Annotated in this window: 9 protein-coding genes and 1 pseudogene; 6 read left to right on the top strand and 4 right to left on the bottom strand. The window is 68.7% G+C overall.

Going from position 1 to position 12,403, the window contains the following annotated elements; translation table 11 throughout:
- Positions 1 to 92: 92 nt before the first annotated feature.
- Entirely contained in the window at positions 93 to 1,055 is a 963-nt protein-coding gene (locus AJAP_RS37435) for an ArsR/SmtB family transcription factor (protein WP_228694765.1), read from the top strand.
- Positions 1,056 to 1,138: 83 nt separating this feature from the next.
- Positions 1,139 to 1,255: pseudogene (locus tag AJAP_RS44990) on the top strand (HAD family hydrolase); the annotation flags it as partial.
- Positions 1,256 to 1,359: 104 nt separating this feature from the next.
- Here the strand turns inward: AJAP_RS44990 and AJAP_RS37430 are convergent.
- The 3 genes from AJAP_RS37430 to AJAP_RS37420 form a co-directional block, all read right to left on the bottom strand.
- Positions 1,360 to 2,028 (bottom strand): DUF2625 family protein, encoded by a 669-nt coding sequence (locus tag AJAP_RS37430; protein ID WP_051972712.1) that lies wholly within the window; start codon positions 2,026 to 2,028, stop codon positions 1,360 to 1,362.
- A gap of 69 nt (positions 2,029 to 2,097) precedes the next feature.
- Positions 2,098 to 3,360 carry an MFS transporter gene (locus AJAP_RS37425; protein ID WP_051972711.1) on the bottom strand — a complete coding sequence of 421 codons (1,263 nt, stop codon included), beginning with the start codon at positions 3,358 to 3,360 and terminating at the stop codon, positions 2,098 to 2,100.
- Between the two features lie 16 nt (positions 3,361 to 3,376).
- The gene (locus AJAP_RS37420; RefSeq protein WP_051972710.1) at positions 3,377 to 4,552 is read right to left on the bottom strand and encodes a SagB/ThcOx family dehydrogenase; all 1,176 of its coding nucleotides are present in this window, start codon (positions 4,550 to 4,552) and stop codon (positions 3,377 to 3,379) included.
- A gap of 645 nt (positions 4,553 to 5,197) precedes the next feature.
- Between AJAP_RS37420 and AJAP_RS37415 the strand changes: the two genes are divergently transcribed.
- Entirely contained in the window at positions 5,198 to 5,995 is a 798-nt protein-coding gene (locus AJAP_RS37415) for a hypothetical protein (protein WP_038520368.1), read from the top strand.
- A gap of 43 nt (positions 5,996 to 6,038) precedes the next feature.
- Here the strand turns inward: AJAP_RS37415 and AJAP_RS37410 are convergent, their stop codons facing one another.
- Positions 6,039 to 6,584, bottom strand: a complete 546-nt coding sequence (locus tag AJAP_RS37410; RefSeq protein WP_038524599.1) for a response regulator transcription factor — start codon at positions 6,582 to 6,584, stop codon at positions 6,039 to 6,041.
- A 395-nt stretch (positions 6,585 to 6,979) separates the two neighbouring features.
- Here AJAP_RS37410 and AJAP_RS37405 point away from each other — a divergent pair, with 395 nt between their 5' ends.
- The 3 genes from AJAP_RS37405 (at position 6,980) to AJAP_RS37395 (ending at position 12,379) form a co-directional block, all read left to right on the top strand.
- Positions 6,980 to 8,017, top strand: a complete 1,038-nt coding sequence (locus tag AJAP_RS37405) for a hypothetical protein (RefSeq protein WP_038520366.1) — start codon at positions 6,980 to 6,982, stop codon at positions 8,015 to 8,017.
- Positions 8,018 to 8,257: 240 nt separating this feature from the next.
- Positions 8,258 to 10,807 (top strand): COG1361 family protein, encoded by a 2,550-nt coding sequence (locus AJAP_RS37400; protein WP_148311622.1) that lies wholly within the window; start codon positions 8,258 to 8,260, stop codon positions 10,805 to 10,807.
- A 177-nt stretch (positions 10,808 to 10,984) separates the two neighbouring features.
- The gene (locus tag AJAP_RS37395; protein ID WP_038520362.1) at positions 10,985 to 12,379 is read left to right on the top strand and encodes a hypothetical protein; all 1,395 of its coding nucleotides are present in this window, start codon (positions 10,985 to 10,987) and stop codon (positions 12,377 to 12,379) included.
- Positions 12,380 to 12,403: the final 24 nt, after the last annotated feature.

Here is a 12,403-nt window from a genome sequence, read left to right as displayed (position 1 = left end):
TGATCGTGGCCGGGGGAACACTTTTCAATGCTCCGTGAAACGTCCGTCGGGTATGGTACTCGCGGGGCGTGGGGGGGTGCGCGATGTTGCGTATGCATTTCTCGATTACCGATCTGGCGCGGACGAGACTGGCGGCGGGGCCGGTACCGATCTGGGAGACGGTGCTGAGTCTGCACCGGCTGCAACGCGGTGACGGCGGGGCGCTGGTCGGGCCGTGGCGCCGGCACGCCCGTACCGCGCCGCCGGACGGGCGGCGGTCGCTGACCGCGTTGATCCCGCCGAGCGGCTACTTCCCGGACTTCCTCACCCCGGCCACAGAGGCCGACCTGCCCGAAGTCGCCGAGCAGGTCGCGTCGACACCACGCGACGTCCTCCGCCAGGACCTCGCACACCTGCGGTCCGGTCACGCGGACACGTCGTTCACCAAGGCGTTGTGGCACGGCTCGGCGACCGCGTCGAAACAGCTCGCGACGGCGTTGACCGGCTACCACCGCGCGACGATCGCGCCGATCTGGCACCGGATCGAGGAACAGGTGCACACCGATCGCACCCGCATGGCGGCGGGACTGGCCGCGAACGGTGTCGCGGGCATGCTGGCGTTGCTGCCGCCGGCCCTGCGCTGGCGTCCGCCGGTGCTCGAAGTCGACTACCCGGTGGACCAGGACGTCGTGCTCGGCGGCCGCGGACTGGTGCTGGTGCCGTCGTTCTTCTGCCACCGCACCGCCGTGACGTTGTTGCGTGACGACGACAACCCGGTTTTGGTTTACCCGGTCCAACATCGAAGCCCCGACCTCCGGCCGGACCCGGCGCATGCCGTCGCGCTGGCCCGGCTGCTCGGGCACAGCCGCGCGGCCGTGCTGGAATCGCTCGACCACTCGCGGACCACGAGCGAGGTGGCCGAGCAGGCCGGTGTCCTCGTCTCGTCAGCGAGCCAGCATCTCTCCGCGTTGCGGGCCGCGCACCTCGTCCGGACGGGCAGACATGGCAGGTCCGTGCGGCACACGCTCACCGAACTCGGCGCCGCGGTGCTTCGGGGTGACCCGTCCGGGCGGTGACCGGACCAATATATTCACTTGGGAGAATAGACAATTCCAGGTGCCGCGTGGTCGTGCCGTTCACCGTGGGTTTCGACCTGGAAATGACATTGATCGACTCGCGACCGGGGATGACGCTGGCCATCGACACGCTCGCCGAGGAAACCGGGTTCGCTACGGACGGCGCACACTTCGCCGTGAACCTCAGGCCGCCGCTGGACGCGTGGTGGCCACCCAAGACCAAGATCATCTCCCCGGTTTATCCCCGGTTTTGGGTCGAACGGGTTTACCAAGAGCCCTTCCTGGGAAAGTGTGGGCCGTCAGATCAGGAGTCCTGTCCGCTCAACTGCCGTGCGGCGTCCTGGTGGAGCGATACCAACTCCGACAGTGCGACGACTGCCCGCGACACCGTCGAGAGGTCTTTGCCTTCTTTGCTCCAAGGCGGCGGGAAGGTGTGAATGCCTTGGTCGGCTGCAACCGCACTGACGTCATTTTGCCAGCCGGGCCAGCGCAGGGTTCCGTAAAACCTGTCGAGCGAACCGACGAGCACAGCGTGCAACCATTCGGCGTACCCCAGCTCAAGGTCCTCCCAATCGAGGACGTCTGGTCCGAAGTAGCGGATGGTCGGCCGCCCCGCAGGGTTGGTCGCCCAGACGTACATACCGCCCAACACGTCGTAGGCGACTGGCAAGGCACCTGAGGCAGGTTCGGCGCGGTCGAGGATGTCGGGCAATGCCTCCGCGCCGCTGCCGAGAATGCGCAGCCACCCGTGGTCCACCAGTAACCCTCCAGTGTGGCCGACAACGGCTCCCAACCACGAGGTAGTCGTGATGCCCAATTCGCGCAGACAGTGGGCAGCGCGTTCGCCGTCCGGGGCGAGCACGGCCACCGGATAGGGCGCTGCCGCGACTGCTGTGGATACTTCGTCCCACGCGGATGTCGTCACGCCATAGAGCCTGGCAGACGAGAAAGCGTGATCATCTTCCCGGTTCATCCCCGGGAAACGACCGCAGGCGGCGCCAGACCCGGCCCAGGATTGGGTTCGAGCCCCAGGCGGCCACTCCTATTCCGGTGATGTGCGTCGGGCGGCGGTGGCGATCCGGACGAAAACGATCGCCACCACGGCACCCCAGAAAAGGGAAAGCCCGCCGTAGCCCCACAAGGCGACCATGACGCCGGCGAGCAGTGCGCCGCCGGCGGAGGTGAGGAGCACGAGGAAGTCGGCGGCGCCCTGGACCAGCGTCCGGATGCCGCTCCGGGTGGACGCTGTGAGCAGCACCGAGCCGGAGAGGTAGCCGGCGGACCACCCCGCGCCGAGCAGGAGGAGCCCGAGGCCGACCAGGAAGGGATCGTGCGCGGGAGTGGCGGCGAGTGTGATCGCGGCGGCCACCTCCAGGGCGAGCCCGATGAGCAGCATCCGGTGCGCGCCGATCCGGTCGCTCAGGTAACCGACCAGCGGCCCCGGAAGGAACATCGCCGCGGTGTGCACGCTGATCACGACACCGATCGTCGCGAGGGTCGCCGCGCCGTGGTCCAGGTGGATGGAGGCCATGTTCATCAGCGAGATCATCGTGGCGTGCACGATCATCAGCGAGAGGACGGCGCGCCGCACGGGCGGATCACCGGCGACCGCGGCCAGCGCGGTGCGGAATTTCGGCCGCGCCTTCGTCTCGCGGTCGAGGGATCTGGCCAGCAGCAGCGGATCCGGCCGGAGCGTGACGAAGACCAGCATCCCGCTGATGGCGAGCCCGGCCGCGATGGCGACATACGGTCCCGAGAATTCCGGCAGGACTCCCCGGCCGATCCCGGCGAAGGCACCGGTCAAGGCCGGGCCCAGGACGGCGGCGGCGATGGAGCTCCACGAGAGCACGCCCATCGACCTGCCCAGCCGGTCCGCCGAGGCGAGATCCGTCGCCGCGTAGCGGGCTTGCGCGCCCGCGGCCAGTGCCGCCCCCAAGGCGACGGCGCCGACCAGCAACAGGACGTAGGTCGAGAACACCGCACCGAGGACGACGGCCGCGGCGCCCGCCGCACCCGTCAGATAGCCCGCCGCGATCCCCGTCCGCCGTCCGCGGTCCATCGACAGCGAGGCCAGCGGAACACTGAAGAGCACCGCCCCGCAGTAGATCATCGCCTGCGCGAGCCCGGCCTTGCCCGCCGAGCCGGTCAGCCGCTCGGCGATCAACGAGATCAGCGGCCCCGCCATCGCGAACATCAGCGAGAAGACGGCTTGGACGAGCAGGAGCGAGCGGATCACCCGCCGCTGAACGGTACGCAGCGACTCGTCGCCGCGTACCGTCTCGCCGTCCGCCGGTTTGACCGACACCCTCGGCCCTCCTCCTCTACTGGTTCTTGGCGCCCTCGGTGATCCGGCGCTCGACTTCTTCCGGGGTGTCACTCACCGGCATGCCGTCGGCCCGGCGAGCCGGGACGCCGGCGCCGAGGACGTACAGCGCCGTCTCGCCCGCGCCGTCGATGCCGAGCGCGGCTTCCAGCTCGGTGTCGCGGAAGGCGTCGTTCTGTGACGGCCCCAGGCCGACCGCGGTGGTGCACAGGGCGAAGGTCTGGGCGAGGTGCCCGGTGTCGAGCAGCACCGTTCGGAGCATCCGCGCGTTGCGGTATTTGTACATCGCGCGGTGGACGTTCAGGGTGAGGAAGACGACGAAGCCCGCGGTGGTGATCATCCGCTGCCCGAAGACGAGCCGGTTCAGTTCCTCGTCACCGAATTCCTGCGAGACCACTTCGAGACTGTGGTCGTCCTGCGAGTACCGGTAAAGCCCGGGCGGAATGGATTCGACGTTGCGGACGACGATGTAGCATTCGCTCTCGTGCCTCGCGCCTCCACAGGGGCTGGTCCGCAGAGTCAGCGTGCCCAGCACACCGGCGTCGAAGAAATGCATCGGCGCGAACGTGTAATGCAGAATGGTGGAAAAGCTGCGCAGCGGAACCGCGTCCGTCGTGAAATGACGATGCGTCCGGCGGGAAAGCAACACGTCGCCGAAATCTCGCTGCAGCGGAAGGAAGGCCCGTGTCAGCCTGATGCGCTTCGCGTCGGGGCGCCGGGTGAAGGGCTCGGGCGGCGGGCCGCTTTCCTCGATTTCGGTACGGGCGGCCACGCGCCATGCCGCTACCTCGGCGTCGCTGGCGGCGCGTTCATGCGTGATGTACGCGGTGTCCTTGGTGCCGAAGTGGAAGAACTGCGCCGACGGTCCCCATGAGCTCCATTTGTCGAGCATGAGGTCTTCGTCGGCGGCCTCTTCCTTGGTCCGCAGGAGGCCGGCACCGGCGAGCGCCTCGACGGCCTCCGCGACGGAGGCGGGGTCGTAGCCGTTGAAATCCCTGGTCACAGACTCGGGATCGGTCCACTCCTCGAAGCGGTTGAGCAGCTCCACGGCCGTGCCGTCGACGGCGATGCCCTGCTTCTCGCCGTCTTCGGGGGTGACCGCCAGATAATCGTCGAGGACGAGGTCCCCGTTCACCCAATACCCCACCAGGGAGCGGGCGCGTCGCAGCTCCATCGTCCTGTTCCTCCTCGGGCACAACACAGGTACACTGCGGAGGGGTCGAAGGAAGTCGACCCCTCCGCAGTGGTCTCATCGAATCCGGCGGTCATCGCTGGAGACGATCGGCCTGATTTCAAGCCGACCCGATGGGCCGCCACGACTCGACTGCGCCGCCGATATAGGCCATCGGCGGCTCAGTCGATCAGATGGTGTGCGAACACAGCAGCATCTTCTTGACCGGGAGTTCGGTGCGCTGCACCTTGACCGTGATCTTCATCTTCCGTCACCTCCTTTTTGTCGTCTCACCTCAGCCGGATCCTCTTGTCGCATTTCCTGCGGCCGGTGGCTGCGGTCCTCCAATAATGGACCCGCCGCATAGGGGTGTCTTCTTCAGAAGTGCTACCCGGTATTTCGGTTCACCGTCCATTGTGGCCATTTCCCGGCCGGCGCCCGCATATTCGATCGTGCGATAGGCGGTGCGGGAGGTGGCTGCTCGCCGCGCCGGGGCGGGTCCCGGCCGAGCCCGGCGACCGGGGTGGCGCGCTGACCGGGAAGCGGCAGTTTTGGCGCACAGGGGTCACAACAGCGCCGCATTCTGTGACACTTTCACGGGCTGTGTCCCGTTGTGACAGCGCGAGAAGGGAATCTGCTGTGTCCGGAATGCTCAACAGACGCAAGGCGCTCGCTCTCGGTGGAGGTGTCGCGCTCGGCGCCATGGTCGCCGGTGCCGGTACGGCTTCCGCCGCGACGGGATGGATCCGGCTGCCGATCGTCACCGCCAACATCGGCCGCGACAACCTCGGGGCGCGCGAGGCCGCGATCGACGCCGTCCGCAACTGTGACTCCCTGGTGCGGCCCCTGGTCGGCTGGCAGGAGATCAACGAGGGCGACACCGGTGAGCCCGCGATGATCGATCACTACTTCGGGCCCCTGTACAACAACGCGTTCCTGCGCCACAACACGTCGTTCCGGATCCCGATCTCGATCCCGCAGCCGTGGGAGGTGGCGAGCGCGAAGACCACGTATGTGCACGGCGGCATCACCGGGGTGACCCCGCCGCGCTGGATCAACGAGGTCGTGGTGCGTCACCAGAGCCACCCGACGCTCCAGTTCGCGCTGATCAACTCGCACTACATCGCGAACGCGTACAACGGCGACCAGCGCGCCGACCTGCGCGACGAGTGGAACGAGCACAAGAGGATCCACGCCAGTCGCGTGCTCGCGCACCACAACGTCGGGCGCCTGGTCTTCTGGACCGCGGACACCAACAACCCGAACTACTACAAGGCCACCGGCCTGGACGCGGAGCGCCGGTGCTTCGGCACCGGGATCGACCGCATCAACTGGCTGGCGGGCAACGGCGTCGTCCAGGAACAGTTCATCGACACCAAGACCGTGGACATGCGCGTGGACGGGCATGACGCCCGGGTCGCCGTCTTCCAGGTCCGTCTGGCCTGACGGCACGCACGGGCCGGGCGCCGCCCCGCCCGGCCCGTGCGGGTCAGGAAAGGAAACCGGCGCGGAAGCCGATGGCGACCGCTTCGGCGCGATCGTGGACGCCCAGCTTGCGGAAGATTCGTTTGCAGTGGGTCTTGACGCTGTCTTCGGAGAGCGCGAGATCGGCGCCGATCTGGATGTTCCGTTTCCCCTGTGCCATACCCCAGAGGATCTGGAGTTCACGTTCGGACAGGCGAAGGCGTTCGGCGTCGGGTGGCGCGGCGGCCGGTTCGGGGTACAGGCCGTCGTACTTCCGGAGGAATCCGCCGATACCGGGCACCAGCGCCCCGGCGGCCGTGCCGAACGACCCGAACATGATCACCGCGGCGTCGGGGGCGACCGACAGTAACGCCGCCGCGGCGGCGGGACCGGTCGGCTCGTCCGGCCGGACCGCGACGAGCACCACGTCGGCGGGCGCGCGCGTGTAGCCGCGGACGAGTTCCTCGGCGGTCGCGGCGCATTCGACGCGCCCGATCCCCGGCGCGCCCCGCAGGGACCGTGCGATCCCGTGGCGCGTACTCGGCCGGTCGGCGTAGACCACTATCGCCACCGCGGCCGTCCTTTCCGAGGATCGATCGCGATCGCGTTCGTTTCGGGGATCGAACACGGCCTCCATGTCCGTGGAACGCCGGTTCGCACATTCTCTTACGCGGGATGATCAAAAATTTCCGGCACCCGATGTCGAGTTATCGAACTGTGACCCTCGACCCTGGGCTGGGATTTCGACAAGCAGTTGACCGCCACTATTTCGATTCACCCGATCGTGGTCATAAGGTCGAATTTTCCGCGTTACGGCTCCGACGGAGAGTGGTTCATTCGCGGCGGGGGAGACTGTAAGGAGTGGCGGCCGCGGGTCCCGTAAGTGGCAGTTCCCTATTGCCTGACGGGTCCTTACTGTCTGCTGTTGGGGCAAACCTTCGAGTAAGCCGGAAATGGTGGAGTGCGATGGTGTGGCTGCGAACGACCGACGGTGGAATGGGCACGGCGCCCGTTTCACGCGGTCTTCGCGAGCCCGCCTCGCGGCGGGCGAGTTGCTTCGCCGTGGTCTGCCGCGCGGTTCTGCTCGGTGCGTTCATCCTCGCCGGTTTCGCCGTGATGAACGCCTTCGAGACCGCTGTCGCCGCCGATTCCGGATGCGATCCAGGTGACCCCGCCACGGCGCCGCCGGGTTGCGAACTCGCGACCGTCGGCGTCCAGGAGACGGAGCCAGCCGCACGGATCGCGACCTCGCCGATCACGACGAAGGCGATCTCCCTCGTGAACACGACCGCCGGGCGGACCACGGCCTTGGTCGGCTCGGCCGCGCCGGCGCTGGCTCCGGCGATCGAGCAGGTCACCGCGATGACGACCGCGCTCACCCAGGCTGTCGACACCGCGGTGAGCGAGACCGTCACCACGGTGAACCGCACGCTCGACAACCCGATCACGACCAAGCTCACCGGCACGGTGTCCGCGCTCGCGCCGGTCGTTTCCAGCACCGGCCTGCAGCCCCGGATCAGCGTGCCGGGCGTCGTCACGATCACGGCGACGGAGGGCTCGCAGCCGGAGCCGCCCCACCTGCGGCCCGACCCGGAAACGCACCGCGAGCCGGTTTCGGCTGCGCCGCAGACCTCGACGGCGGTGGACCTGCCGGTGGTGTCCGCCCCGGCGGCTCCGCTCGACGGCGACTGCGCGTTCTGCGTGAACGGGCCGCACGAGGCGTCCTCGTTCCAGTGGCCGACCGCGACGGCGGCGCTTGCCGACATCGGCTCGCAGCGCCCGGTCGACCGCCTTCCCCTTGGTTTCCCGGCAGCGCCCATCGGCGCCGTCGGGCCCGGCGCCGGCACTTCGTCGGCGGGCTCCAACGGTGGCCACGCGCAAGGCGCGATTGTGCTGCCCGGGAGGTCCGCCCACGACCAGCGAATCGCCTGCTGGAGTGTCGGCCCGGATCACATCGCTCCGCTGCGTAAGCGCGCGCAGCAACCTCCAGTGTCGCCTGACTGACGTGTCGGCCACGAAGTGAATTCTTTGATCGGTAGCGACAGCAGGACCGCCGAGGTGCAACTCGACGGCAGGCTCGCGAACTCATGGGCTGAAATCGCCAGTCTGTAGCTCCCGCTGCCACTACCTCCATCAAACGGTTCGGTGTCCAGGGCTGTCGGTGAACAAACCCCTTTTCTCAGCAGACACGTCAACCGCCATGCCGATTTTATCGGCAGGCGCTCATGAACTGGAGCGTTGAAAATGAAAATCACACGTCGGACTCGGCGCCATCGCGCCGATGTCCCCGGCGGACGGGCCCCAATCGGCCTTTCCCCGGCAAATCCGTTCTCCCGCCGATCGAACCGCGTACTGCGCGGGGCGGCGATATCGCTCACCGCGACCTTCGCGATCGTCGGACTGGTCACGAACACCGCCGCTGCTTCCTTGCCGGGCCTCGACGGCCTCGGCCTTTCCGGAACGGACACCACCTCACTGCTCACGAGCTCTCAGCCCGGCTCGTCGGTGAGTGCTTCCGGAACGAGCGGCACCTCCAGCCCGGTCCCCACGGGGGACCTCCCGACAGCGCAGATCCCGACCGTCGGCAAGTTCCTCAGCGGCGACGTGCTCAGCGGTGGCGTCTTCACCGGCGGCCTGTTCGGCGGCGAGACGAAGCAGACGTCCGTCGACCCGAATCAGTCCGGCGGCCACTCGACCGGGGACACCACCCATGAGGGCGGCGGCGACGCGTGCGACTTCTTCCTGCAGCACATGTGGAAGAACGAGGACGGGATCCCGCTGCTGGGCAGCAACTCGCACGCCCTGACCTACCACACGGACCCGGCGTACAAGAACCTGATCCTGTCCATGGCCAGCGGTGCGATCGGCAACTCGCATATGCCGGTCATCGACGCGTACGGCGGACCGCTGGGCTGGATCCCGATCTTCAACCCCTCGCATGTGCGGGGCCACGGCACCGACTACCTCACGATGGCGACGGGATGCGGCGGCATGGGGCTGCCCATCGACACCAAGACCATGGCCGTCGACATGTCCCGGCTGCCGACGCCGGAGAAGGTGGTCAACTTCGTCCAGAAGGGGATGCCGAGCGTTCCCGACCCGGCGAGGGTCCTGGCACCGGACTACCTCTACAACACCCTCCAGGTCGCCGAGATCATGAACCGGCTCGGCCCCGACACGGTGTTCACCCCGGATGAGTACTTGTCCTTCGCGGGCAACAACTTCGACGCCATGCGCCTGCTGTGGCAGACCGCGTTCGAAAAGGTGAGCAGCGGCGACCCGGCCGCGGTCCTGGACGTCCTGAAGGTCACCGACAACATCAAGACGTTCGAGTCGCTCGGCATGCCGGGCCTGCCCGGCTCGGGTGGTGACACGGCGACCGGGAGCTTGCCGCTCGTCGGTCCTGCCTTGGGCGGCGTTCTCGGCGGTTCGCCCACCAAACCGGGCACCCCGGGGTCGTCTCCGCTGCGACCGGGCGTTCCGGCCATCGGCGGCACGCCGATCTCGGGCGAGGGTCCGACCATCCCGGCCGGTTCGCCGGTCTCGGGTTCGGTCACCTTCACGAACACCGGCACCGAGACGCTCACCAACCTGAGCGGTTCGTTCCCCGGCGGCACCGTCACCCCGTCCGCGACCTCGGTCGCGCCGGGCGGCACCGTCACCTACACGTTCACGGCCCCGGCGAAGCCGGGTTCGCAGAGCGCGAAGCTGACGATCACCGGCACCAAGCCGAACGGCTCGACCGTCAGCACGGAGATGACGATCCGTTATGTGGGCAAGCCTGCTCCTGACATGCCCGGTACCCCGGCTCCTGGCACGCCGCTCCCGGGGCTGCCTGGTCTGCCGAGCCTGCCGGGTCTGCCCGGCGCCGGGCAGCCGGGTGTCGGCGGGATTCTCTCGCCGGTGACCGGTCTGCTGGGCAACGTGGTTCCGGGCTCGACCCCGAAACCACAGCCGGTCCCGCAGCCGACGCCGAAGCCGACTCCGGTTCCGGTTCCGACGCCGCAGCCGGTTCCGGTCCCGCAGCCGCACCCGACGCCGCAGCCGTCGGCGAGCATCTCCATCGGTACCCCGCTGGTGAACGGGAAGGCCGCGGGCAGCGCCCCCGGTCCGAACGTTCCGTCGGGCAGCCCGGTCACCATCACGATCCCGGTGACCAACAACGGCACCGTCCCGGTGTCCGGGCTGGGTGGCAACACCTCGCTCGGCAAGCTGAACTGCGGCTCGGCCCAGCTGGCGCCGGGCAGCACGGCCCGCTGCACGGTCACCACGACCGCGCGGCCGGGCTCGAACACCGCGCAGTTCAACTTCACCGTGTCGGGTCCGAACGGCACGCAGCAGAGCAAGGCCTGCCGGATCTTCTACACCGGTACGCAAGCGGGTGCGGGCAAGCTGTCGATCACCGGCAAGCCTTCGGTCAACGGCGCCGTGGTCGGCTCGAACTCGACCGCGACCGTGCCCGCCGGCAGCACGTCCACCGTCAAGGTGCAGATGACCAACACCGGCACCGCGCCGATCGCCAACCTGCGAGGCACCTCGCAGAACGGCCGGGTCACCTGCAACGGGACGACGCTCGCGCCGGGTGCCAGCACTCAGTGCACGATCACGTTCACCGCGAGTCCCGGTGCCAAAGCGGTGAAGGCGACCTTCACCGGTAAGGACGCTTCCGGCAACACCTCGACCGTCGGTTTCTCGCAGAGCTACACCACCACCGGTGTGTGCACCTGCGACCCGGCCATGTCGACCGGGGGCCACCAGCCGCAATCGTCCGCCACCGGCACCGGAACCCACTGACAGACCGGACACCGCCGAGAGCACTGATCAACTCAGCAGAACTTGGAAAGGTTTCCCATGCGTACCTGGGTAAAACGGTCCCTTCAGGCCGGGTTGCTCGCAGGTGGCTTGATGCTCCTCGGCGTGGGTGTGGCCCACGCCGAGGAGGGCACCGATCCTCCTGAACCCGGTAACCAAATGACCGAGACGACCGCGGGCACCAGCCCGCTGAACACCGTGACATCGCTGGTGTCGGGGCTCGTGCAGCCGCGGCAGGCGACAACGACCGGCACCGCCTCGACCGCGTCGTCGGACAGCGGAGCCGCCAGTGACGTCACGACGTTGCCGGCGGTCGAGCCGCTGCCGACCCCGGTAGCGGCGACATCGGCCGACGCCGCGGGCGAAAGCACGGCCGGCGCCGACACCACCGCCACGACCACGTCGACGCCGGCGGACACCGGGTGTTCGTGCGATCTGACCATGGGCACGCCCACGGTCAACGGCACCGACGCCGGATCGTCGGACAACGCCGTACCGGTCACCGCCGGCCAACCGGCGACGGTGACAGTGCCGGTGACGAACACCGGCACCGGCACGGTCGGCAACGTCAGCGGCACCACCGCCGACGGTGCGATGACCTGTTACGACAGCACGCTGACCGCCAGTGAAAGCACCGTGTGCACCGGGCCGTTCACGCCGACCGCGGACACCACCGCGGCACCGGTCACGGTCACCGGCACGACGGCGAACGGTGAGCAGGCCGGCACCACCGGCACCGCCTACCTCGCGCCGGCCGTCAGCCCGGCACCCGCACCGGGTACCGGCAGCGACACCGGGTGTTCGTGCGACCTGACCATGGGCACTCCCACGGTCAACGGCACTGACGCCGGATCGCCGGGCAACGCGGTACCGGTCACCGCCGGGCAGCCGGCGACGGTGAGCGTGCCGGTGACGAACTCCGGCACCGGCACGGTCAGCAACGTCGAGAGCACCACTCCCAATGGTGCCTTGACCTGCGGTGACAGCACTCTGGCCGCCAAGGAAAGCACCGTGTGCACGGGAACGTTCACGCCGTCCGCGGACACCACCGCGGCACCGGTCACGGTCACCGGCACGACGGCGAACGGTGAGCAGGCCGGCGCCACCGGCACGGCTTACCTCGCCCCCGCCGGCCCGGCACCGGTACCCGTTCCGGCACCGGCTCCGATGCCGGTACCGGGCACCGGCGACCCGCATGGTGACCCCGGAACCCACCCGGGTCCGCCGTCCGGCGGCGGAACCGGCGGCACGACCGGTCACCAGACCGGTGGCTCCGGGCACGGCACCGTGGGTGCCGGTCAGGGAGTGGTCATGGTGGGGAGCGGTCTCGTTTCCCACGCGGCCGGAGCGCACAGCGGTTCGGCGGAAGCGTCCCTCCACGGCGCCTCCGGCGAGCACGTCGACGCCGGATACCCGGTGCCCGCCGGTGCCGTCGAGGCCGGTGGCGGCGGGACCGCTGACGATCAGTGGCCCGTCGGCGGCGGACTGGCGTTCCTGGTGATCGCCCTGCTCATGGTGACGGCGGCAGCCGCGCGCCGTCGTCGCTTCCGATAGGGGGAACGGTGTGGTGTGGCCTTG

It is taken from the genome of Amycolatopsis japonica, assembly GCF_000732925.1.
In the GTDB taxonomy this organism is placed as follows: domain Bacteria; phylum Actinomycetota; class Actinomycetes; order Mycobacteriales; family Pseudonocardiaceae; genus Amycolatopsis; species Amycolatopsis japonica.
This window is presented reverse-complemented; position numbering and strand designations above follow the sequence as displayed.

Excerpts from the sequence above, each read along its gene's own strand:
- AJAP_RS37435 (WP_228694765.1), top strand. The coding sequence starts at position 93 with ATGCATTTCTCGATTACCGATCTGGCGCGGACGAGACTGGCGGCGGGG.
- AJAP_RS37430 (WP_051972712.1), bottom strand. The coding sequence starts at position 2,028 with ATGAACCGGGAAGATGATCACGCTTTCTCGTCTGCCAGGCTCTATGGC.
- AJAP_RS37420 (WP_051972710.1), bottom strand. The coding sequence starts at position 4,552 with ATGGAGCTGCGACGCGCCCGCTCCCTGGTGGGGTATTGGGTGAACGGG.
- AJAP_RS37415 (WP_038520368.1), top strand. The coding sequence starts at position 5,198 with ATGCTCAACAGACGCAAGGCGCTCGCTCTCGGTGGAGGTGTCGCGCTC.
- AJAP_RS37405 (WP_038520366.1), top strand. The coding sequence starts at position 6,980 with ATGGTGTGGCTGCGAACGACCGACGGTGGAATGGGCACGGCGCCCGTT.
- AJAP_RS37400 (WP_148311622.1), top strand. The coding sequence starts at position 8,258 with ATGAAAATCACACGTCGGACTCGGCGCCATCGCGCCGATGTCCCCGGC.
- AJAP_RS37395 (WP_038520362.1), top strand. The coding sequence starts at position 10,985 with ATGACCGAGACGACCGCGGGCACCAGCCCGCTGAACACCGTGACATCG.